Genomic DNA, 25507 nt, shown 5'->3' on the forward strand with positions numbered 1-25507 from the left:
GTCACTTTGTAATGATTTTTCTATAATAGTCAATTCTTAAAACTTACAAAATGTTTAATTTAAAAAAATTTTTTCTCTGGTTAAGTGGATATAACCACTTAAAGATTTTTCATTAAATACTTATTTCAATTTATTCATTTTTACAGTTATTTCTTTATTTTTGTCTCATTTCTTATTGATTCAACTGGTATTATTTTTTTCGATTTTTTGAAGCTAAAAAGCTGTCATTACAACGATGTAAGGGTTTACAAAAAAATCCTTTAATTATATATTGTATTCGACTAACAAAAAGGAGTGTTAATTGATGATTCAGTTTAGAAAACAAAATTATAGTATTCGCAAGTATGCAATCGGGACCTCTTCTGTGCTATTAGGCTTTACTATTTTCCTATCTCATGCATCAACAGCACTTGCAGATGAGAATACTACACCTACAGCACCTAATAATGCAGTATCTACAGAGTCAAGCGAACCTCAATCAGACACAGATCAAGAGGCACCTGAGCCTAAAAATACAAATTTACAGCCTGAGTTAAATGATACAAATCATGCACCTCAAGGTTCTGAAACGCGTGAAGAAGCGCACGTTCAAGACAACACTAGTGATGTTCAACCTCCGTCAACTGAGAATCAAGCTATTGAACCATCATCGCAACCTGCGAATGACAACGAGCTAACATCACCTCAAAATCTTGAAAAAACGACAGATGCGACAGATGACCAAACAACCAATCAAGATGAGACTATATCAACCACTAAAGACACCACTCGTTCATCCGACACTAGCGAAATTAATCAAAACACACCGAATACAGACGAAACGATTGCAAATCAATCAAATCTAAATGATAAACCTGTCACTAGCGAAGCAATCCCTAAAACATTAGAAAATCAAAACAGCACATCACAACCCGATAATTCAACGTTAAATGCACCAGAATTGGATTCGAATCATGATAGACCGACTGAACCTGAATCAACTCCTCCAGCAAACTCAACAAACGGTCAGTTCTATAACGCAACAAATACACGTCAAGCCCAAGATGCACCTACAACTGAGCGTGCATTATCTGATAAAGCATCAACTGAACAAGCTCAACCTACCTATGACACATTATCATCAGATAAAATGGATGTCACAATTGATAAATTGTTTCCTGCTGTCAAAAAATATACTTTAAAAAATGGAAAAACCGTTGAAGGTCAAGTAGTAGATGATCGCTCAATTATACTGAATAGTGTACAAGTTACACCAAAAGTCTCTTACCAAAAGCTTAATCAAAATACCGCACAATATATCATGGATGTCCAAGATACAGAACACAATATTGATGCCACATTGACTTTTGAATTATCTGTTATCGACAATACTATCGATTTAAAGATGACTGATTTGGTTAACCACAATACAGATCCAAACCAAATTATTAAAAACTTCGCCTTTACAAATCAGTCGTTAGTATCTGTTAATTCATCACAAAAAGATGCCAATCTCAAGTTAACTAAAATGTCTACAAATACAATGGTCAGCGGTGATTCATCTTATGACATTAATCAAGATTTCGATGCTAACTTCCAAGATTATGGTATGTATGGATTTGTATCAAACTCTGAATTTAGTGCTGGGTTATGGAGTAATGCGCAGATTGGACTTGGAGGCAATATGGACTTTTTACGCGTTCAAGTAGCCACTCAAAAAGTAGGCGATAAAATCTCAGTTGGACTAGGTTCGACACCTTGGTTTATTCAGCCTACACCAGAACATGAAAGTGCAGCAAAACAAGGTTTGCTTCCTCATATCAAAATAGCAATTGCTGAAGATGAAAATAATGATGGTGCTATTAACTGGCAAGACGGAGCCATTCGCTATCGAGATATTATGAACAATCCGTATGGCTATGAAGAAGTTCCTGAGCTTGTAGGTTATCGTATCGCCATGAACTTTGGATCTCAAGCACAAAATCCATTTTTAAAAACTTTAGATGGGGTTAAAAAATTCTACCTGAACACTGATGGTTTAGGTCAATCTATTTTGCTTAAAGGTTATGGAAGTGAAGGCCATGATTCCGGCCATTTAGATTATGCAAATATCGGTAAGCGTATGGGAGGCGCTGAAGACTTTAATGCATTACTCGAAAAAGGTGCTGATTATGGTGCACGCTTTGGTATACACATTAATGCATCTGAAACGTATCCAGAATCCAAAGTATTCAATCCAGATTTACTCTTAAAAAATGAAGATGGGTCATATAGCTATGGTTGGAACTGGCTTGATCAAGGCTTTAATATTAATGCAGATTATGATTTAACGCACGGTCGAAAAGAAAGATTTGAAGCATTGAAAAAAATTGTCGGTGACCGACTCGACTTTGTATATGTAGACGTATGGGGCAACGGTCAGTCTGGTAATAATACCGCATGGCCATCTCATCAACTTGCCAAAGAGTTAAATGATTTAGGTTGGCGCGTTGGCGTTGAATGGGGACACGGTATGGAATATGATTCAACATTCCAACATTGGGCTGCTGATTTAACTTATGGTGGTTACGAAAACAAAGGCATTAACTCTGAGGTCGCACGTTTTATTCGAAATCATCAAAAGGATTCTTGGGTTGGTAACTATCCAAGCTACTCTGGTGCTGCTGATTTCCCACTACTCGGTGGTTATGATATGAAAGATTTTGAAGGTTGGCAAGGACGTAACAATTATAGTGACTATATCAAAAATATCTTTGAAACGAATATACCTACAAAGTTTTTACAACATTATCTAGTCATGCGTATTGAACACGGCGATCCAGTCGAAATGACTGCTAATGGCAAAACGATTCAATGGACGCCAGAAATGTTTATCGAGTTACAAAACAAATCAGGCGATACTGTTACGGTTGAACGTTTATCCAATGATTATCAAAATGATATCGATAACTATCGTTCACGTATTATCCGTTTGAATGACCGTGTTGTTTTAAATGGCGATAACTATCTTATCCCTTGGAATTGGGACGCTGATGGAAAACCGCTTACTGGTGACAAAGAAAAACTATACCACTGGAATAAAAAAGGCGGCACAACAACATGGACACTTCCAGACACATGGAAAACAAATCAAGTTGTCCTGTATCAATTAACTGAAACAGGTCGAAAACTGGTTGATAAGATTCCAGTAGTGAATGGTCAAGTAACTTTACAAAATATCAGTGCTGAAACACCGTATGTTCTATACCAAAGTGAACAACCTGAGCAAAAGGTATCATGGAGTGAAGGCATGCATATTCACGATTCTGGATTCAATAGTCAAAAACTAGATCATTGGAACATACAAGGAGATGCTTCTAAAGTAAGCATCGTTAAATCCGTATCAAGTAATGAAATGCTAAAATTTGATAATGTGACTAAAGATACAGCAGTTACACAACAACTCACAAACCTTGAGCCCGGAAAGACATATGCTTTATATGTAGGTATTGATAATCGAAGTGACGCGAAAGCACACGCAATAGTATCAAGTAATGGCAAAATCCTTGCCTCAAATCAAACAGGTCAATCTATTGCTAAAAACTATGTTAAAGCAGACGCGCATAACACAAGTCGAAATTCAGAAACATTCAAAAATGGTAATAGCTATTTCCAAAACATGTATGTCTTCTTCACCGCACCAGAAAGCGGTAATGTATCGCTTACACTTGCTCGCGATGCTGGTGAAGGTGCCACGTACTTTGATGATGTTCGTATCGTAAACACTGATAGCAATTTGCTAAAAGATGGCAAATTCCATCAAGATTTTGAAAATGTACCTCAAGGCTTATTCCCATTTGTTGTTTCTGAAGCAGAGGGTGTAGAAGATAACCGTATTCATTTATCAGAACTGAATGCACCGTATACACAAAGAGGATGGAATAATAAACTTGTGAGCGATGTCATTGATGGCAAATGGTCTCTTAAAGTGAATGGGCAAACAGGTAAAAACAAGATGCTTATCCAAACAATCCCACAAAACTTTTATTTTGAGCCAGGTCGTAAATATAAAATTTCATTTGATTACGAATCAGGATCAGATGATACGTATGCTTTTGCAACAGGCAACGGAGATATCTCAAAAAATAGAGATTTCAAATTGACACCTTTAAAAAATACAATCGATCCAGGTGCACCACAGCGCGTTACATTTGAAGTAACAGGCGCAGAAAACGGTTTGACATGGATTGGTATTTATTCAACAGACAAATCATCTGACCCTAGAGGTGAAAAAGATCAAAATCGCATCAATTTTGAAGGTACAAAAGATTTTATATTAGATAATTTAACGATTGAAGTCGTACCTGAGACAAATGAAGAACCAGCACCTAACACACTAATAGATCAACCAAATGAAGAGACACCACTAACTGACACGTCTCAAGGTAATGATACACTAGCTACTGCTGTTCCAAATGATTCATCTGATGTCAACAATGGTTCTTCAACAGACGTTTCGAATAATCTTTCAGAAAGTGACACAACTCATGAAGACGACACACCTACAACTGCTAATGATACAGGCATCTCTGGCAATCAGAGTCAAGATGAAATGGCGCATCCAAATATGTCAAATCATAACGTCATCTCATTAGGTGCTCAAGAAGGTTTAGCTGATACCTTAATGACACAAAATATAAGTAAACAAAATGCACAATCATCAACACATGCTGAACAAATGCATTCAAAAACACAAGAAGCTAATCAACTTCCTGAAACAGGTCAAACAACACACACATCACGTACTGGCTTACTTGCGATGATAACAGGTGCTCTCATGTCACTTTTTGCATTTAGACACCGTCGTCACAAACAATAAAACACGCTTAAAGTAAAAAATAAGGACTGAGACATAAATATCTCAGTCCTTATTTTTTAAAGTATAACAGTGAATCATGACATGCATAAACGACGTATTGTTGGCGAGACGCCTGAGGGAATAGGATGAGCGTCGAGACCCGGGCTCGACCCATCTCCTAGGAAATGCGAGCCAAACAATACGAATGATTGATAAAGGAATAGCGTAGAGATGATTCAATCATGAATCATCTCTACGCTATATTTTGGGATTATGGTCCAGCTTCTATTTTCATATATTATTTACGATAAACTTTAATGTTGATTTCATAATAGTCATCGTGTTCTTTTTCTTTTTGCTCATAATGAATACCGTTTGCACTAATCTCTAATAAACTATCCGCAATAATATCTCGAGCTGCAGAAATATCTCTCGTAAATCCTGGCGGGCGTGCTACCATCTTTTGTTTATCTTCTTGCGTGACTTGAGATTGTTTTAACCTATCTTCAGTTTGTTTAACATTTAAATGTTCACTCAAAATAGTATCCAACATTGCTAATTGTCGCTCTTTCGATAGACTAATCAAAGCACGTGCATGACGTTCAGTAATTTGATGGTTTCTTACAGCATCAATGACTGGTCCTTCTAGTTTTAGTAACCGCAATTTATTAGCAATGAAACTTTGGCTTTTACCAACACTTTTGGCAAGTTCGGATTGTGTAATCCCTTCAAATGCAAGCAACTTCTTATAAGCTTCAGCTTCTTCAATTGGAGATAAATTTTCCCGCTGTATATTTTCAATTAATGCAACAACGGCAGTCTCCTCGTCGTCTAAATGGCGAATGAGCACATCGGCTTCTGTCATTTGATTCAATTGTAATGCTCGAAAACGACGCTCACCAGCAATAATTTCATACATATTTTCTTCAATTGGACGTACAACAATAGGTTGAAGTAGCCCATGTGCGCGAATAGAATCTGCCAGTTCTTCAATACGAGCAGGATCAAACGTTTGTCTTGGTTGATAACGATTAGGGACAATACGTTCTATCTTAATTGATTCAACACCTTGGCGATCCGCTTCTGATACTTCTAACAGTTCATCTTTATTTTTTAATCCAAATAATTTAGAAAAGGGTTTTTTCATCTTTTTTCGCTCCCTTTTATGATGTACACTCAAAGTTTACAAGTAGTTGAGCTAAATTAAAACCAATATGATGTTTATGATGATAAGATGCCACTTGTCAAATATACTTTTTTATTCGACAAGTGGTGATTTGTTGGGTGTGCCTGGCTTTCTCGGATATTTTTTCGGCGTTTGACTTCTTTTTTCGATTTTAATAATTTGACGTTCACCTGCATCTTCTGGCAATTCGAAAGTGTAAATATCGCTCACACGTCCTCCAAAAATACCGATACCAAATCGTGCTTCTTCTAATTCTTCTTCGCCTTTTGAAGACTTAAGCGCTAGAAATACACCGTTTTTTTTCACAAGTGGGATACAGAGCTCACTAAGTACTGCTAATCGTGCCACAGCCCTTGCTGTTACTATATCAAAAGACGCTCGGTAGTCTTGATTTTTTCCAAAATTTTCAGCACGCTCATGCACAAAACTAACACCTTCAAGTTCTAACTCACTTGCAAGTTGATTTAAAAACTGAATACGCTTATTCAAAGAATCAACTATCGTAATATGAATATTGGGAAACACAATTTTCAAAGGTATACTCGGAAACCCTGCACCAGCTCCGACATCACAAAGGCTCAGTGGTGCTTTGAAATCATGATAAAAGCTCGGTGTAATCGAATCATAAAAATGCTTTAAATAAACTTCATGTTCTTCAGTAATACTCGTTAAGTTTATTTTTTCATTCCATGATACAAGCATTTCATAATATGTTTCAAATTGCTTTTTTTGTTGTTCTGACAACGTTATACCGTGAGTGCTGAGTCGTTCAGCTAACCATGCTACTGTCATTTATTTCACCCTTTGAAGTTTACCTTGTTCTAAGTATACCAATAATATCGAAATATCTGCTGGATTTACACCCGAAATACGTGATGCTTGTGCAATATTTAAAGGTTTGACTTCAGCTAGTTTTTCACGTGCTTCTGATGCGAGGCTATCTATTTTACTATAATCCAAGTCTTCTGGAATTTTCTTTTCTTCCATTCTTTTAACTTTATCTACTTGTTGTAATGACTTTTTGATGTAGCCTTCATATTTTGTTTGAATCTCAACTTGCTCTCTAACATCAGCAGACAATTCTGTTGTTTCATCTAAAATCTCTAATATAGTATCATACGTCATTTCTGGTCGACGAAGTAACTCTTTAGCTAAAATACCATCTTTTAATTCAGAGCCGCCTTCTCTTGTAATGATTTCTTGGACACGCTCTTTTGGCTTAATACGGATACTTGACAATCGTTCAATCTCATCTGAAATGTGTTGACGTTTTTCGTTAAAGCGTGCATAACGTTCTTCAGAGATTAATCCAATTTCATATCCTAAATCTGTCAGACGTAAATCGGCATTATCATGACGTAGTAGTAAACGGTATTCTGCACGAGATGTTAGTAATCGATACGGTTCATTCGTACCTTTTGTAACTAAGTCATCAATTAAAACACCAATATATGCATCTGAACGACTTAGTACCGTTTCATCACGACCTAATACACGAGCAGCCGCATTGATACCTGCCATTAAACCTTGACCTGCTGCTTCTTCATATCCTGACGTTCCGTTAATTTGGCCTGCTGTGTAAAGATTTTTAATTTTTTTCGTCTCTAATGTTGGCCATAATTGTGTTGGCACTAACGCATCATATTCAATCGCATAACCTGCACGCATCATATCCGCTTTTTCGAGTCCAGGGATAGTGGCTAACATTTGTCTTTGCACACGCTCAGGTAAACTTGTAGATAAACCTTGTACATATACTTCATTTGTTTGACGTCCTTCTGGTTCAAGGAAAAGTTGATGACGTGGTTTATCATTAAATCTTACAAACTTATCTTCAATTGAAGGACAATAACGTGGACCTGTCCCTTTAATCATCCCTGAATACATTGCCGATAAATGCAAGTTGTCATCAATAACTTGATGTGTTTCACCGTTTGTATAAGTTAGCCAACATGGGAGTTGATCTAAAATATACTCTGTCGTTTCATAACTAAATGCACGGCCTACATCGTCGCCTGGCTGTATTTCTGTTTTACTGTAATCAATCGTTTTACCATTGACACGTGGTGGCGTTCCTGTTTTGAAGCGAACTACTTCAAAACCTAAATCTCTCAAATGATCAGCCAAAGTAACTGATGGTAACTGATGATTAGGCCCACTTGAATATTTCAAGTCGCCTAAAATAATTTCACCACGTAAAAATGTCCCCGTCGTTAAAATGACAGTTTTACCCATATATTCTGTCCCAATATTCGTACGTACACCTTTAACTGTATTATCTTCAATAATAAGCTCATCCACCATGCCTTGCATAATATCTAAGTTATCCTCATTCTCTAAGACACGTTTCATTTCTTGTTGATATAATACTTTATCAGCTTGTGCACGCAATGCTCGAACAGCTGGCCCTTTACCAGTATTCAACATACGCATTTGAATATGTGTTTTATCAATTGTTTTCGCCATTTGGCCACCAAGTGCATCAATCTCTCGAACCACGATCCCTTTAGCAGGACCTCCTACTGATGGATTACACGGCATAAATGCAATATTATCTAAATTAATCGTAATCATAAGTGTCTGTGCACCACGTCTTGCAGCAGCTAATCCTGCTTCAATGCCCGAATGGCCCGTACCGACTACTATGACATCATAGTTTTTCATCATCCTCTGATACCTCCATTTATTATTTCCCTAGACAGAACTGGCTGAATAATTGATCAATCAGTTCTTCACTTGCAGATTCTCCAATAATTTCACCTAATAATTCCCAAGTTCTCGTCAAATCGATTTGTATCATATCCATTGGGACACCCATTTCTGCAGCATCAATTGCGTCTTGTATCGCTTGTTGCGCTTGCTTTAATAATGAAATATGTCGTGAATTTGAAACATAAGTCATATCTTGGCTTTGGATATCACCACCGAAGAATAAATCACGTATTTGTAATTCTAATTCATCAATACCTTCTTGTTTTAACATAGACGTTTCGATTACAGGCATCGTACCGACCATCTCTTTTACTTCATCTATATTTAAACGGCGCTCTAAATCAGTCTTATTCACAATCACAATCGCATCTTCGTGTTTGATGACTTCATATAATTGTCGATCTTCTTCAGTTAAAGGTTCATTGTAATTTAAGACAAACAAGATTAAATCTGCTTCACTCAAAGCTTTACGCGAACGTTCAACACCAATTCGTTCAACGATATCCTCTGTTTCACGAATGCCTGCTGTATCTACTAATCTTAAAGGTACACCACGCACATTGACATATTCTTCAAGCACATCACGCGTAGTTCCGGCTACTTCAGTTACGATGGCTTTATTATCTTGTATTAAGTTATTAAGCATAGATGATTTTCCGACATTGGGCTTTCCAACAATCACTGTGGATAATCCTTCACGCATAATCTTGCCTTGTACACCTGTATTAAGGAGTTGCTGGATTTGTGATTGAATCTCTCGTGCACGTTCAAGTAAAAAGTCAGTCGTTGCATCCTCAACATCGTCATATTCTGGATAATCAATATTGACTTCTACTTGTGCTAACACTTCAAGTATAGATTGACGTTGACGCTTAATCATGTCACTTAAACGCCCTTCTATTTGATTCATCGCCACTTTAGAAGCACGATCTGTTTTTGAACGAATAAAGTCCATCACGGCCTCAGCTTGTGATAAATCAATTCTTCCGTTTAAGAAGGCACGCTTCGTGTATTCACCTGGCTCAGCTAATCTCGCTCCGTGCGTCATTGTTAACTCCAAAACACGGTTAATGGTTAAAATACCCCCGTGACAATTAATCTCTACAATGTCTTCTCTCGTAAATGTGCGAGGTGCTCTTAATACAGATACCATGACTTCTTCAACAACGTCTTGAGTCGCTGGATCTATGATATGACCGTAATGAATGGTATGCGTATCAACATCTTTCAAAGCGTGTTTACCTTTATATAACTTGTCAGCAACCTCAATCGCATCACGGCCAGATAATCGTACAATACCAATTGCGCCCTCTCCCATCGGTGTCGATATGCTTGTTATCGTGTCCAGTTGTTCCACTATTCTCGTGCCTCCTTAACTCAAATGATTATATTATTGTAAAATGTTTCTTCTTAAATTGCGAACATCATGTTTAAAAACCACCTAAAATTTAGACTCCGGTGTGTCTGATGTCACACAAACCGAAGTCTAACCTTTACTTTATTCGCTTGTTAAAGACCTTCGCAATTTTCAACACGTGTTCCAAACTTTTTTGTATTTCATTCGTAGACATATTCTTCGCAGGGAATCTTGCAATGACGATAATATCTTTTGCGATAATATCTTGTTTATGCACTTTAAAACATTCCCGCACACTTCTTTTGATACGATTCCGTGTAACAGCATTACCTAATTTTTTAGATACACTGATTCCCAGTCGAAAATGCGACATATTTTGGCGTTGGAATGTATAAACTACAAACTGACGGTTAGCTACTGATTGCCCTTTTCGATATATCAGTTGAAAATCAGTATTTTTTTTAATACGATATGCTTTCTCCACTCTACATCACTCCGGCTTTCTCTAAACAAAAGTCATTCTTCAATGCTCAAGTTGGACATCATTTCTCATCACAGATGCATTTACGTCATAGAGCGTTAGAGTGTAACGCCTCTCAGACCAAAAAAAAGACCACTGAGAGAGTCAGTGATCTTATGCTGATAAAACTTTACGACCTTTACGACGACGACGTGCTAATACTTTACGGCCGTTTTTAGTGCTCATACGCTTTCTGAAACCGTGAACTTTACTGTGTTTACGTTTATTTGGTTGATAAGTACGTTTTACCATGCAAAACACCTCCATCTCATTTTCATCAATTATTTAATCATCATATAGATTATTTGAATTCACTTGTTTTTAAATAGCTGTTTCTCTATAAAATGAAATGTCTACATTTCAAGCAACTACTACAATATACCAAAAATGCATCTTGAAATCAAGAGTGTTTTTTTCATAGTATCCGACAAAGTTATCCACTTATACACAGTCGCAACGTAACAAAATGTGGATAATATTTTATTACACACAGCTTATACTAAAATTTAACAACATATTCACACCCGTTTGACAGAGCACTTGTTAAAAAGTATAATTGTGTGGATAAGTAGGTTAAAGCCTTATCATACATAGGTTTGTTACGATGGGTTTATAAACAAATCTATGTGCATAACTCCTTTACATAAGGAAGTCATCCACAGTATGTGACTATCTTGTGGATAATTATTCACACCCTGTGATTATCTTTATCCACTTATGGGAATACTGTGCATAAGTATAGAATAAAAAATTTTATTTAGGAAGATGGAGTTAACTTATGTCTGAACAAGAAATCTGGGAAAATGTTCTTAAATTATGTCAAGAAGGCATTACAAAAGTTTCATATGACACTTGGCTCAAAGATACAACACTTCATGCTTTATCTAATGATGAGGCTATCGTTATTACACCTCAATTATTCGTATCACAATGGTTAGCATCCAATTATACGGATTTAATACGAGATTTTCTCAAAAGGGTGACTAATAAACATATCGAAAATATAAGATTCGTTACTGAAGATGACCTTGATGATCTTGAATCTCACAAAGTAAACGAGCAACAGTTACCACCTGTTGAAACCGCAACCTCAAGTGAGCAATTCAATACCAATAATACATTCGAAACATTTGTCATCGGACCAGGTAATCGATTCCCTCATGCTGCAAGTCTAGCTGTAGCAGAGTCTCCTGCCAATGCTTATAATCCTTTATTTATTTATGGAGGCGTAGGATTGGGCAAAACACATTTAATGCATGCGATTGGTCATTACGTTCTTGAAAACAATCCAAATGCACGTGTACTGTACACTTCAAGTGAAAAATTTACAAACGAATTCATCCAATCGATACGTAATAATGATACTGAATCATTTCGTGAAAAATATCGCAATATCGATATTCTATTAATTGATGATATTCAATTCATCCAGAAAAAAGAACAAACACAAGAAGAATTTTTCCATACATTCAATGATTTACATCAAAATAAGAAGCAAATTGTCATCTCAAGTGACCGACCACCAAAAGAAATCTCCACATTAGAAGAACGTCTTAAATCACGTTTCCAATGGGGACTTATTGTAGATATTACACCACCAGACTTCGAAACACGTATGGCCATTTTACAAAAGAAAACTGAAGAAGAAAATCTAGATATTCCTATTGAAGCATTGACTTACATTGCGAATCAAATTCAAACAAACATTCGTGAACTTGAAGGCGCCTTAACACGTGTATTAGCGTATTCAAAATTACAAGGCAAACCTATCACAACCGAACTCACAGCAGATGCATTAAAAGATATCATTCAAGTCACGAAATCTAAAAAAATTACAATTCAAGATATTCAAAAAGTCGTTGGCGAATATTATAGTGTACGCATTGAGGACTTTGTTGCTAAAAAACGTACAAAATCCATTGCATATCCTAGACAAATCGCAATGTACTTATCTCGAGAATTAACAGATTTTTCTTTACCTAAAATTGGTGAAGAATTTGGCGGACGAGATCATACAACTGTTATCCATGCATATGATAAAATAAAAAAGGATATCGAAAATGATCCAACACTAAAACAAGAAATTGAAGAACTGGAAAAAAATATTCGAAGTTAAAATGTGGATAATGTTGAAAAGTAATACACATCATACACACTTTATCCACATGTGTATAACATCTCATAGTAAGGGTTTTCTAAAGTTATCCACTAATCCACAGCCCCTATGACTATTATGACTATTTTAAATATAACTATTAATATAAACGACTGAAAGGAGTTTATAAAATGATGGAGTTTTCTATACAACGCGATTATTTTATCACTCAATTAAATGATACACTCAAAGCTATTTCACCAAGAACCACTTTACCTATTTTAACAGGGATTAAAATCGATGCGAATCATGAAGGAATTGTACTTACAGGTTCTGATTCAGAAATATCAATTGAAATTACAATTCCTAACCAAGTTGATGGTGAAGAAATTGTTTCAATTATTGAGCCTGGTTCAGTAGTATTGCCGGGTCGCTTCTTTGTCGATATCATCAAAAAATTACCGGGTAAAGATGTTAAACTTTCAACAAATGAACAATTTCAAACATTAATTACTTCAGGCCACTCTGAATTCAATTTAAGCGGTCTTGATCCAGATCAATATCCATTATTACCACAAGTCTCAAGTGAAGATGCGCTACAATTACCTATCAAAGTACTTAAAAATATCATTGCACAAACTAACTTTGCAGTGTCCACGTCAGAAACACGTCCAGTCCTAACAGGTGTGAACTGGCTTATACAAGAAAATGAATTAATATGCACAGCGACTGACTCACACCGCTTGGCTGTAAGAAAGTTAAAATTAGAAGATGAAGATATTACAGATAAAAATGTCATTATTCCAGGTAAAGCACTTGCTGAACTGAACAAAATCATGTCAGATAATGATGAACATATCGATATATTCTTTGCATCAAATCAAGTATTGTTCAGAGTGGGTAATGTGAACTTTATCTCGCGTTTACTTGAAGGACATTATCCTGATACGTCAAGATTGTTCCCAGAAAATTACGAAATTAAGTTAGAACTAAACAATAGTGACTTTTATCACGCTATTGACCGTGCTTCATTGTTGGCACGTGAAGGTGGAAATAATGTCATCAAACTCAGCACTGGAGAAGAAGTAATCGAATTATCATCAACATCTCCAGAAATTGGAACAGTAAAAGAAGAAGTTACAGCAAATGACGTTGAAGGTGGTAGCTTGAAAATTTCATTTAACTCAAAATATATGATGGACGCTTTAAAAGCGATTGATCATGACGAAGTGGAAGTTGAATTTTTCGGTACAATGAAGCCATTTATTTTAAAACCTAAAGACGATGATTCTGTAACGCAACTCATCTTACCAATCCGTACGTACTAAATAAATTTGAAAGAGGCATAAACGACTCAAATGTTTATGTCTCTTTTTTTATTTTAAAGTCATTAGACCTGTTATAACGTGTATATTAAAAAAGCAGGTATATTGAACTGGATAAGGAGGCGTTATATATGAATCTCAAAAGAGTTACTATTTTGCTGTTAATAATGGGTGTTGTCTTGTTTTGGACAATGAAAAGTGCTAACGAAAATGACATTGATGCTGATGAACTTCAAAATGAGACTATACATCAACCTAAACAAGGTAAGGGTGACATCATTATCATTGAATTTAGTGACTTTAAATGCCCATATTGTGGCTTATTTGAACGTAATATTAAACCGAAGTTGGCACAATCATTTATAAAAAATAACAAAGTTGAATTTCGCTATGTAAATGTATTATTACATGGAAAAGAATCAGAACGTGGTGCGCGTGCAGCACATGCTGTAAATCTAGTGGCACCTAATCAATATTGGCAATTTCATGAGTTACTTTTTCAATCACAACCTAAATCGAAAAATGATGTTGGACAAACGACATGGTTAACGGATGATTTAATTCAGAAACTCACAAATCAACTTGATCTAAGCAATAATCAAAAAGAACGAATCCTTAAACTTTATCAAGACGACAAAGGAGAGGCAGCGAAACAAGCAAAAGCAGATCATCAACTTGCGAAAGCATACGGTGTCCCTCAAGTCCCAATGTTATACATTAATGGCAAAGCTGTTAAACATATGACTAACTATCAAGATGTTGAAATAGCAATTAAAGAGGCGCTGAATTAAACTACAGCATCTTGAACAACGTCGAGTGTTAGGTAATACAATAATATACTTTAGATGTTTTGAGCATTACATATAGCATGCGTCGAAGGTAGCGTTTCATATGAAATATTCATTTATGAATCTCTTTAATTTATGACGGTTTGTGCATGAAATTTTAGCAATAAAACGGTATAATATATAGGTGAGTAATTATGAAATGGAGTGATAAATTTGGCTGAAACAATTATTGTTGATGGCGAGATGACTTTAGGACAATTTCTAAACTATGAAGGTATTGTTGAATCAGGTGGACAAGCCAAATGGTTTTTAAAAGAATATGAGGTCTTCTTGAACGGAGAGCATGAAACTCGCCGTGGTAAAAAATTAAAGAATGGTGACCAAATTGATATTCCTGAAGTAGGTTCTTACATTATCCAATTCGGTGAACAATGAAACTTAAAACACTCCAATTAGAAAATTATCGTAACTATGAAAATATCATGCTTCAATGTCATTCTGAAGTTAATATATTGATAGGCGAAAATGCACAAGGTAAAACAAATTTGTTGGAATCGATATACATGTTAGCGTTAGCGAAAAGCCATCGTACAACAAATGATAGGGAGCTCATCCACTTTAATGAGGAATATGCTAAAATAGAGGGTGAACTTAATTTTCGCCATGGTTTAATGCCATTAACAATGTTTATTACTAAAAAAGGTAAAAAGGTTAAAGTAAATCATTTAGAACAAAGCCGACTCACTCAATATATTGGTAATTTGAACGTTGTATTGTTTGCACCTGAAGATCTCAATATTGTCAAAGGTTCGCCTCAAGTAAGACGGCGTTTTATTGATATGGAGTTAGGTCAAATTTCAAATTTATATTTAAATGATTTATCACAGTATCAACGTATATTAAAGCAACGCAATCATTACTTAAAACAATTACAACTTAAACAAAAGACAGATACAACAATGTTAGAAGTTTTAAATCATCAGTTTGCTGCTTATGCGGTTAAAGTAACACAACGAAGAGCACAATTTATTCAAGAACTTGAGCATTTAGCAGAACCCATCCATACAGGTATTACAAATGGCAACGAAAAGCTCACATTGAAGTATCTACCAAGTGTAAAGTTAGAAGACGGAACGCAAGATGAGGATGTCTTAATCCAAAATGTTCTAGAGATGTTAGAGCATCATATGACGCGTGAGATAGAGCGCGGAGTCAGTTTGTACGGACCACATCGTGATGATTTATCCTTTCGAGTGAATCAAATGGACGCGCAGACGTACGGCTCACAAGGTCAACAGCGTACAACTGCACTGTCAATAAAGCTTGCAGAAATCGAATTAATGAATCAAGAAGTGGGGGAATACCCCATTTTATTACTTGATGACGTTTTAAGTGAATTAGACGATTCTAGACAGACCCATTTGTTAAGTACAATACAGCATAAAGTGCAAACATTTGTCACTACAACTTCGGTTGACGGTATAGATCATGAGATTATGAAAAATGCAAAAATTTATAGAATAACAAATGGAAAGATAACGAATTAATTAGAAAGTGAAGGTGAAAGCATTGGCTGATGTGAACAACTCAGAAAGTTATGGTGCGAGTCAGATACAGGTTTTAGAAGGCCTAGAAGCGGTACGTAAACGACCAGGAATGTATATCGGTTCGACTTCAGAACGAGGGCTACATCATCTTGTTTGGGAGATTGTAGATAATAGTATTGATGAAGCATTAGCAGGTTATGCTGATGAGATTAAAGTTGTAATAGAAAAAGATAATTGGATTAAAGTGACAGATAATGGGCGTGGTATTCCTGTTGACATCCAAGAGAAAATGGGACGTCCTGCTGTTGAAGTCATACTAACTGTGTTACATGCAGGTGGTAAGTTTGGTGGAGGCGGATATAAAGTATCTGGTGGTCTCCACGGTGTAGGTTCATCGGTCGTTAACGCACTCAGTGAACGATTGGAAGTTTTTGTTCACCGTGATGGTCATATACATCATCAAGCCTATGATCGAGGTGTTCCGGCTTTTGATTTGAAAAAGATTGATGAAACATCAAAAACAGGTACAGTAATTCGCTTTAAAGCGGACGCAGATATATTCCAAGAAACAACAACTTATGACTACGAAACATTACAAAAACGTATTCGCGAATTAGCATTCTTAAATAAAGGTATTCAAATTACGCTTAGAGACGAACGTGACGATGAGAATATTCGAGAAGATTCATTCCATTACGAAGGCGGCATTAAATCTTACGTAGAGCTTTTAAACGAGAAAAAAGAGCCATTACACGATGAGCCTATTTATGTTCATGAAACGAGAGATGAAATTGAAGTCGAAATCGCATTACAATATAATGCGGGCTTTGCGACGAATTTATTAACTTATGCGAATAATATCCACACATATGAGGGTGGTACACATGAAGATGGGTTTAAGCGTGCGCTCACACGTGTTCTTAATAGCTACGGTATCCAAAGTAAAATCATCAAAGACGATAAAGATCGATTATCAGGTGAAGATACCCGTGAAGGCTTAACGGCTGTGATATCGATTAAACATGGAGATCCCCAATTTGAAGGTCAAACTAAAACGAAACTTGGTAATTCAGAAGTACGTCAAATTGTTGATCGTGTTTTTGCAGAGTTATTTGAGTGTTTTTTATATGAAAATCCACAAGTGGCACGTGTCATTGTTGAAAAAGGAATTATGGCATCTCATGCACGTATTGCTGCTAAGAAAGCACGTGAAGTCACACGACGTAAATCGGCTTTAGATATTTCAAGCTTACCAGGTAAATTGGCTGACTGTTCAAGTAAAGATCCGTCTGAAAGTGAGATATTCTTAGTAGAGGGTGACTCTGCCGGGGGGTCTACGAAGTCAGGACGTGACTCTAGAACACAAGCCATCTTGCCTTTACGTGGTAAAATTTTAAATGTTGAAAAAGCACGTTTAGATAAAATTTTAAACAACAATGAAATACGTCAAATGGTTACAGCATTTGGTACAGGGATTGGTGGAGAATTTGATATTTCGAAGGCGCGCTATCACAAAATCATTATTATGACCGATGCTGATGTAGACGGTGCGCATATTCGTACATTGCTATTAACATTCTTTTACCGCTTTATGAGACCTTTAGTTGAAGCGGGATATATCTATATCGCACAACCTCCGCTATATAAGCTAACTCAAGGTAAACAAAAGTATTATGTTTTTAATGACAGGGAACTAGACAAACTAAAAGAAGAACTTAATCCAACACCTAAATGGTCTATTGCGCGTTACAAAGGTTTAGGTGAAATGAATGCAGATCAGTTATGGGAAACAACAATGAATCCTGAAAATCGCGCAATGATGCAAGTCCGTTTAGAAGATGCGATCGAAGCCGATCAAACATTTGAGATGTTAATGGGTGACATTGTAGAAAATCGACGTCAATTCATTGAAGATAATGCTGTATATGCAAACTTGGATTTCTAAGAAGATGAACTGGAAAATGAGAAGGAGGACCTCTTGATGGCTGAAATACCTGAATCAAGAATTAATGAACGAAATATCAGCAAAGAGATGCGAGAATCATTTTTAGATTATGCTATGAGTGTAATCGTATCTCGTGCATTGCCAGATGTGAGAGATGGTTTGAAGCCGGTACATAGACGTATATTATACGGTCTAAATGAACAAGGAATGACACCGGATAAACCCTACAAAAAATCTGCACGTATAGTTGGAGATGTTATGGGGAAATATCACCCACACGGTGACTCATCGATCTACGAAGCAATGGTGCGTATGGCTCAGGATTTCAGTTATCGTTATCCATTAGTAGATGGCCAAGGTAACTTTGGTTCAATGGACGGCGATGGTGCTGCTGCAATGCGTTATACTGAGGCACGTATGACAAAACTTGCGCTTGAGTTATTACGTGATATCAATAAAGATACAATTGATTTTATTGACAACTACGATGGAAATGAGCGAGAACCTATGGTATTGCCTTCTCGCTTTCCCAATTTACTGGTCAATGGAGCATCAGGTATCGCAGTAGGTATGGCTACCAATATCCCACCACATAACATGACAGAGGTCATTGATGGTGTTTTAAGCCTAAGTTACAATCCAGAGATTACAATTACTGAATTGATGGAAGATATTAAAGGGCCAGACTTTCCAACTGCCGGTTTAATCCTTGGAAAAAGTGGTATTCGACGTGCTTATGAAACAGGACGTGGTTCAGTTGTAATGCGTGCTAAAGCTGAGATTGAATCACGTGGTGGTGGACGTGAACGTATTGTAGTAACTGAGATTCCATTCCAAGTTAATAAAGCACGTATGATTGAAAAAATTGCCGATTTAGTGCGTGAGAAGAAAATTGAGGGTATTACGGATTTACGCGATGAAACAAGTTTAAGAACGGGTGTACGCGTAGTGATTGATATCCGTAAAGATGCGAATGCTAGTGTCATACTCAATAATTTATATAAGCAAACACCATTACAAACGTCATTTGGTGTCAATATGATTGCCCTTGTGAACGGTAGACCGCAATTAATTAATTTAAAACAAGCACTTTATCATTATTTAGAACACCAAAAAGAAGTTGTTCGACGTCGTACAGAATTCAACTTAAAGAAAGCTAAAGATCGTGCTCATATTTTGGAAGGGCTTCGCATAGCGCTAGACCATATCGATGAGATTATCACGATTATCCGGGAATCTGAAACGGATAAGGTCGCAATGGATAGTTTGCAATCACGTTTCACATTATCAGAGCGCCAAGCACAAGCTATTTTAGATATGCGTTTAAGACGTTTAACTGGTTTAGAGCGTGACAAAATCGAAAAAGAATACAATGAATTACTTGCATATATTTCTGAATTAGAGGCTATTTTAGCGGACGAAGAGAAGTTACTTAATCTTGTACGTGAAGAATTAACTGAAATTAAAGAGAAATATGGTGACGAACGCCGAACAGAAATTCAACTTGGCGGCATTGATCATCTTGAAGATGAAGACTTGATACCTGAAGAACAAATTGTGATTACATTAAGTCACAATAATTATATTAAACGACTGCCTGTATCAACATATCGTGCTCAAAACCGTGGTGGTCGCGGGATACAAGGTATGAATACACTTGAAGATGATTTTGTAAGCCAGCTTGTGACAACAAGTACACACCACCATGTGCTGTTCTTTACAAATAAAGGGCGTGTCTACAAACTTAAAGGATATGAGGTGCCGGAACTCTCCCGTCAGTCTAAAGGGATTCCAGTAGTCAATGTTATTGAACTCGATCAAGATGAAACAATCAGTACGATGATTGCTGTAAAAGATTTAGACTCAGAAGAAGATTTCTTAGTTTTTGCAACGAAAAAAGGACTTATTAAGCGCTCTGCAATTCGTAATTTTAACCGTATTAACAAAAATGGTAAAATCGCTATCAAATTCCGTGAAGATGATGAATTGGTTGCGGTGCGGTTAACGGATGGTGAAAAGCATATTCTTATTGGTACAGCGCAAGCGTCATTAATTCGCTTCAAAGAAACAGATGTACGTGCAATGAGTCGTCTTGCTGCTGGTGTAAAAGGGATTCGATTACGTGAGAATGATGAAGTCATCGGACTTGATGTTGCAGATGATAACAATACAGATGAAATTTTAGTCGTTACTGAGAAAGGTTACGGTAAACGTACGCCAATTGAAGACTATCGATTATCAAATCGAGGTGGAATGGGTGTTAAAACGGCTAAACTGACTGAGCGTAATGGTGACTTAGTATGTATTACAACAGTTGAAGGCGATGAAGATTTAATGATTGTCACAGATCATGGTGTGATTATTCGAATGGAAATTCAAGATATATCAGAAACAGGACGTACAACGCAAGGTGTAAGATTAATGCGTTTAGATGAGGATCAACATGTTTCGACAGTAGCCAAGGTCAAAAAAGAACCGGAAGCAATTGAAACAGAAGATGATAAGGCCTCTCAACAATTAGGACCAACATCAGATGAACGCGTAATTGACGATGAAACACCTGGCGATACTATTCACACTGAAGCAGAAGACGATACAGTATCACGTGAAACATTGAGACAAGATTTTATGGATCGTGTAAATGAAGATATTGAAAATGAAAATCGTGACACAGAATAAGTCAGTTGATATTAAAAGCGTTTAATATATGTCAGTAATCAAAAAACTTCGAGATTTTCGTACGAATTCACGAAAAAATCTCGAAGTTTTTTCTCTAATGACATGCATTTATGATGAGAGTCCTGAGGCTGTCTCCAAGGAAGCGCTAAGACGCATTTTTATTCAAAAGCATCTCAGCGCTATTTATTTTGGGAGTTATGTCCCAGTCTGTTTATCATTAACTTTCTAATTTTTTCATTGCATAGGGTATCTCATCAATAATCTTAGATGGGGGTACGACATACATATCTTTAGAAAGTTTTTCACCAATATAGCTGTGTGTATAGGTAGCACTTGTCACAGCATCTACAGGATCATCAAATTGACCGACAAAGCTTGTAATCATACCAGCAAGTGTGTCTCCCATACCTCCAGTAGCCATCGCGGGACTACCAATTTCTAGCTTGTATTCATTATCTTTAAAGAAAATTTCCGTCCCATGTTTTTTCAATACGACAGTCGCGTTAAGACGATCAACTGCTTCGCGATTGTTTTCATATGTTTGTTCTTCAATAGGTATACCACTTAAACGTTCCCACTCTTTAGGATGTGGCGTATAAATGACATGACAGGCTGGATTTTGCGGTTTCAATTTACTAACAATTGAAATGGCATCTCCATCAACAATTAATGTATGATGAGGTTGTATATTTTGAAGTAAAAATGTCATTGCATTATTACCTTTAAAATCTAACCCTAAACCAGGTCCAATGAGAATACAGTCAGAAATCTCAATCATTTTAGTGAGTTTTTTCGTATCATTAATATCAATGACCATTGCCTCAGGACAACGAGAATGCAATGCCACGTGATTTGTTGGGTGAGTTGCTACAGTGAGTAACCCACTTCCACTATATACACACGCGCGTGCAGCTAGCATAATAGCCCCGCCGAGATTAGCATTGCCACCGATTAGTAAAATACGTCCATAATCACCTTTATTTGTTTCTTGCTTTCGTTTTGGAATATTTACAGTTGATAAAGTTTCCATAGATGTCCCCTCCTATCTGTCTTTCAATTATTACAACAAGATATATTATACCTGCATTTCATTTTCGTCAATAGCGAACATTTTTAATTTTAATTGGATAAATTAGTAAAGTGCTAATGCGTTACGGATATTGTAATAGCTATTGTGTATGACTATGAAGCCCCTTATACTGAACTATAAGCGTCAGTAGTAGCTAGATTGGGCAAAGGCATTTAGAGGATTGTTAATCGTCTAAATTAGCATTTGTCCCACTAGTACGACTTTATGTTTTATGTGATATAAACAAAGGGAGGAAGGGCGTATGTCTTTAATTTTAACAGGGGAACAACTTAAAATTTCAGAAATTCGTGAATTTTTAAGTCGAAAGAATAAGGTTGATATTTCAAAAGAGGCTTTACAGCGAGTCAAACAAAGTCGAGCAACTGTCGAGCGTATTATTGCGAATAAGGAAACAGTTTATGGTATTACGACTGGATTTGGTTTATTTAGCGATGTTCGTATCGATCCGAATCAATATAATCAATTGCAAATGAATTTGATTCGTTCACATGCTTGCGGTGTAGGAGCTCCTTTTTCTGAGAATGTGGCACTTGTCATGATGGTTTTACGATTAAATACATTATTAAAAGGGCATTCAGGTGTTACGACAGATTTAGTGGAACAATTACTTTTTTTTATCAATGAGCGTATTATTCCAGTGATACCTCAACAAGGCTCACTTGGAGCATCGGGAGATTTGGCACCTCTTTCACATCTTGCATTAGCGTTAATTGGCGAAGGACAAGTGACGTATCGTGGAGAGCAGTTAGACAGCTCGGATGTCTTAAGAAGTCTGAAACGAAAGCCTTTACAACTACAAGCTAAAGAAGGATTAGCATTAATTAATGGAACCCAAGCGATGACAGCACAAGGTGTGATTACGTACATTGAGACTGAGAGTATTGGCTATCAAGCAGAATGGATTGCTGCACTGACACATCAAGCACTTAATGGAATTACGGATGCATATCATGAAGCGGTTCATCGGGTGCGTAATTTTGAGGAGCAAACAGAAGTAGCAAGACGTATGTCAGACTGGCTAGAAGGATCAAAGCTAACGACACGTCAAGGGGAAGTACGTGTGCAAGACCCTTATACGTTACGTTGCATTCCTCAAATTCATGGTGCAAGTTTTCAAGTGTTCAATTATGTCCGAGAGAAGATAGAGTTTGAGATGAATGCGGCAAATGATAATCCACTTATCTTTGATGAAGGTGACGAAACGCTTGTCATTTCAGGTGGAAACTTTCACGGTCAACCTGTTGCTTTTGCACTAGATTTCCTAAAGATTGGAACGAGTGAGCTTGGGAATGTTTCTGAGCGACGATTGGAGCGTTTGGTCAACCCACAACTCAATGGGGACTTGCCTGCATTTTTAAGTCCAGAACCAGGCTTACAAAGTGGTGCGATGATTATGCAATATGCTGCAGCAAGCTTAGTATCTGAGAACAAAACACTTGCCCATCCAGCTAGTGTGGACTCCATTCCATCCTCAGCTAACCAAGAAGATCATGTCTCAATGGGGACGATTGCGTCGAGACATGGGTATCAAATACTTGAAAATGTTAGACGCGTCTTAGCTATTGAAGCTATTATTGCATTACAGGCAGTGGAACTTAAAGGAATTGAAAAGCTCTCACCTGCCACACGTGAAAAGTACGATGAACTACGTCAAATTGTGCCTTCGATTACAGAAGATCGTCAATTCCATCAAGATATTGAAAATGTGTCAAAACATTTACAAAAATTATCTTATTACAATTAAGCTTGCGAAACAAAAATTTCTTTGTTATATTTGACTTAAATTCAGATAATTAATTGTTTGTGGACTAAGTAATATAGTGACCCATACAGAGAGTTTGTGGTTGGTGTGAACAAACAGATATAACTATATGAAATCTACCCACTAATGTAAACAATTCGGGTCAAACCGTTAAATTTGTGAGAGTGCAGGCTTTTGTCTGTTAAAATAGGGTGGCAACACGTTGAACCACGTCCCTTGTATGAGGGATGTGGTTTTTTATTTGTCCAACTCTAAAATAAATAATGATATTAAGTGAAAGGATGTTAAATATATGTTAGATATTAAATTATTCAGAAACGAGACGGAAAAGGTTAAAGAAAAGATTGCTTTACGCGGAGATAACCCAGCAGTTGTAGATGAAGTACTTGAACTTGACGCAAAACGTCGAGAGCTCATTCAACAAACAGAAGAATTAAAATCTGAACGTAATAAAGCGTCACAAGCCATTGCTGAGAAGAAGCGTAATAAAGAAAATGCAGACGAAGCGATTGAAGCACAACGTAATGTCGGCGAAAAAATTAAAGAAATAGATAATGTATTAAGAGAAACAGATCAAGCGCTAACGGATAAATTATCACGTATTCCAAATTTAATTCATGATGATGTACCACAAGGTAAAGATGACAACGATAACGTTGAGCTCAAAAAATGGGGAACACCACGTGCATTTGATTTCGAAGCGAAAGCACACTGGGACATTGTTGAAGATTTAAAAATGGCGAACTTTGACCGTGCAGCACGTGTATCAGGCGCACGTTTTGTCTTCTTAACAGATGAAGGTGCAAAATTAGAGCGTGCATTGATGAATTATATGATTACTAAACATACAACACAGCACGGCTACACTGAAATGATGGTACCACAACTTGTCAATCGTCATGCAATGTATGGAACAGGTCAATTACCAAAATTTGAAGAAGATTTATTCAAAGTTGAAAAAGAAGGACTTTACACGATCCCAACAGCAGAAGTCCCATTAACAAACTATTACCGTGATGAAATTATTCAACCAGGTGTCTTACCAGAAAAATTCACAGGACAATCTGCATGTTTCAGAAGTGAAGCAGGTTCTGCAGGGCGAGATACACGTGGCTTAATTCGTTTACACCAATTTGATAAAGTCGAAATGGTGCGTATCGAAAAACCTGAAGATTCATGGAATGCATTAGAAGAAATGACTGGAAATGCTGAAGCAATATTAGAAGAGTTAGGTTTACCATATCGTCGCGTTATTTTATGTACTGGTGATATTGGATTTGGTGCTAGCAAAACTTATGATTTAGAAGTATGGTTGCCAAGTTACAATGACTATAAAGAAATCAGCTCTTGTTCAAACTGTGTTGACTTCCAAGCGCGTCGTGCAAACATCCGTTTCAAACGTGATAAAGATGCTAAACCTGAATTTGTGCACACGTTAAATGGATCTGGTTTAGCAGTAGGTCGTACATTTGCTGCTATCGTTGAAAACTATCAAAATGAAGACGGCTCTATTACAATACCTGAAGCACTTGTCCCATTTATGGGTGGTCAAACTGTAATCGAACCCAAATAATGCGTTTAAATCGCGATAGTTCAATTAAATGAATATCAGAAAGACATTCGTTTATACAGACTGAGGCTGGGACATCAATCCCAAAATAATAGCGTAGAGATGATTCATGATC

At 36.7% G+C, this 25507-nt stretch carries 17 protein-coding genes and 1 other annotated feature; of the genes, 10 read left to right on the forward strand and 7 right to left on the reverse strand.

All coding sequences use genetic code 11. The features are described from left to right. The first annotated feature begins 304 nt into the window (after positions 1 to 304). Positions 305 to 4837 (forward strand): endo-alpha-N-acetylgalactosaminidase family protein, encoded by a 4533-nt coding sequence (locus C7J90_RS02955; RefSeq protein WP_103209033.1) that lies wholly within the window; start codon positions 305 to 307, stop codon positions 4835 to 4837. 277 nt (positions 4838 to 5114) lie between these two features. On the opposite strand, the gene C7J90_RS02960 is transcribed toward C7J90_RS02955, so the two are convergent. The 6 genes from C7J90_RS02960 to rpmH all read right to left on the reverse strand — a co-directional run bounded on the left by C7J90_RS02960 (position 5115) and on the right by rpmH (position 10843). Further along, positions 5115 to 5963 carry a ParB/RepB/Spo0J family partition protein gene (locus tag C7J90_RS02960; protein WP_103209177.1) on the reverse strand — a complete coding sequence of 283 codons (849 nt, stop codon included), beginning with the start codon at positions 5961 to 5963 and terminating at the stop codon, positions 5115 to 5117. 111 nt (positions 5964 to 6074) lie between these two features. Continuing rightward, positions 6075 to 6794, reverse strand: a complete 720-nt coding sequence (gene rsmG, locus C7J90_RS02965) for a 16S rRNA (guanine(527)-N(7))-methyltransferase RsmG (protein WP_103209176.1) — start codon at positions 6792 to 6794, stop codon at positions 6075 to 6077. Beyond that, positions 6795 to 8669, reverse strand: coding sequence for a tRNA uridine-5-carboxymethylaminomethyl(34) synthesis enzyme MnmG (gene mnmG, locus C7J90_RS02970; protein ID WP_103209174.1), 1875 nt, complete (start codon positions 8667 to 8669; stop codon positions 6795 to 6797). A 19-nt stretch (positions 8670 to 8688) separates the two neighbouring features. Continuing rightward, positions 8689 to 10071 carry a tRNA uridine-5-carboxymethylaminomethyl(34) synthesis GTPase MnmE gene (gene mnmE / locus C7J90_RS02975; RefSeq protein ID WP_103209173.1) on the reverse strand — a complete coding sequence of 461 codons (1383 nt, stop codon included), beginning with the start codon at positions 10069 to 10071 and terminating at the stop codon, positions 8689 to 8691. Positions 10072 to 10207: 136 nt separating this feature from the next. Next, positions 10208 to 10555, reverse strand: coding sequence for a ribonuclease P protein component (gene rnpA, locus C7J90_RS02980; RefSeq protein ID WP_103209171.1), 348 nt, complete (start codon positions 10553 to 10555; stop codon positions 10208 to 10210). Between the two features lie 150 nt (positions 10556 to 10705). Further along, positions 10706 to 10843, reverse strand: a complete 138-nt coding sequence (rpmH, locus tag C7J90_RS02985; RefSeq protein ID WP_000240855.1) for a 50S ribosomal protein L34 — start codon at positions 10841 to 10843, stop codon at positions 10706 to 10708. Positions 10844 to 11369: 526 nt separating this feature from the next. Here rpmH and dnaA point away from each other — a divergent pair. From dnaA to gyrA, 7 genes are all read left to right on the forward strand, one after another. Further along, positions 11370 to 12707 carry a chromosomal replication initiator protein DnaA gene (gene dnaA / locus C7J90_RS02990; protein WP_103209170.1) on the forward strand — a complete coding sequence of 446 codons (1338 nt, stop codon included), beginning with the start codon at positions 11370 to 11372 and terminating at the stop codon, positions 12705 to 12707. 170 nt (positions 12708 to 12877) lie between these two features. After that, entirely contained in the window at positions 12878 to 14014 is a 1137-nt protein-coding gene (gene dnaN, locus C7J90_RS02995) for a DNA polymerase III subunit beta (protein ID WP_103209169.1), read from the forward strand. 128 nt (positions 14015 to 14142) lie between these two features. Further along, complete coding sequence (locus C7J90_RS03000) at positions 14143 to 14802, forward strand: DsbA family protein (RefSeq protein WP_103209167.1); 660 nt, start codon at positions 14143 to 14145, stop codon at positions 14800 to 14802. A 210-nt stretch (positions 14803 to 15012) separates the two neighbouring features. Further along, positions 15013 to 15234, forward strand: coding sequence for a S4 domain-containing protein YaaA (gene yaaA, locus C7J90_RS03005; protein WP_115856066.1), 222 nt, complete (start codon positions 15013 to 15015; stop codon positions 15232 to 15234). Further along, entirely contained in the window at positions 15231 to 16346 is a 1116-nt protein-coding gene (gene recF / locus C7J90_RS03010) for a DNA replication/repair protein RecF (RefSeq protein WP_103209165.1), read from the forward strand. The genes yaaA and recF overlap by 4 nt, the downstream gene beginning before the upstream one ends. Before the next feature lie 13 nt (positions 16347 to 16359). Beyond that, entirely contained in the window at positions 16360 to 18291 is a 1932-nt protein-coding gene (gene gyrB, locus C7J90_RS03015; RefSeq protein WP_174688366.1) for a DNA topoisomerase (ATP-hydrolyzing) subunit B, read from the forward strand. Positions 18292 to 18327: 36 nt separating this feature from the next. After that, positions 18328 to 20970 (forward strand): DNA gyrase subunit A, encoded by a 2643-nt coding sequence (gene gyrA / locus C7J90_RS03020; RefSeq protein WP_103209161.1) that lies wholly within the window; start codon positions 18328 to 18330, stop codon positions 20968 to 20970. 217 nt (positions 20971 to 21187) lie between these two features. On the opposite strand, the gene C7J90_RS03025 is transcribed toward gyrA, so the two are convergent. Then, complete coding sequence (locus tag C7J90_RS03025; RefSeq protein ID WP_103209160.1) at positions 21188 to 22000, reverse strand: NAD(P)H-hydrate dehydratase; 813 nt, start codon at positions 21998 to 22000, stop codon at positions 21188 to 21190. 301 nt (positions 22001 to 22301) lie between these two features. On the opposite strand from C7J90_RS03025, the gene hutH reads away from it, so the two are divergent. Both hutH and serS read left to right on the forward strand, forming a co-directional pair. Then, entirely contained in the window at positions 22302 to 23804 is a 1503-nt protein-coding gene (hutH, locus tag C7J90_RS03030; protein ID WP_103209157.1) for a histidine ammonia-lyase, read from the forward strand. A 46-nt stretch (positions 23805 to 23850) separates the two neighbouring features. Next, positions 23851 to 24042: a binding site (T-box leader), on the forward strand. A gap of 72 nt (positions 24043 to 24114) precedes the next feature. Continuing rightward, positions 24115 to 25395: a serine--tRNA ligase gene (gene serS, locus C7J90_RS03035; RefSeq protein ID WP_103209156.1), complete on the forward strand. Its 1281-nt coding sequence runs from the start codon at positions 24115 to 24117 to the stop codon at positions 25393 to 25395. Positions 25396 to 25507 lie beyond the last annotated feature (112 nt).

The organism is Staphylococcus felis (assembly GCF_003012915.1).
In the GTDB taxonomy this organism is placed as follows: Bacteria; Bacillota; Bacilli; order Staphylococcales; family Staphylococcaceae; genus Staphylococcus; species Staphylococcus felis.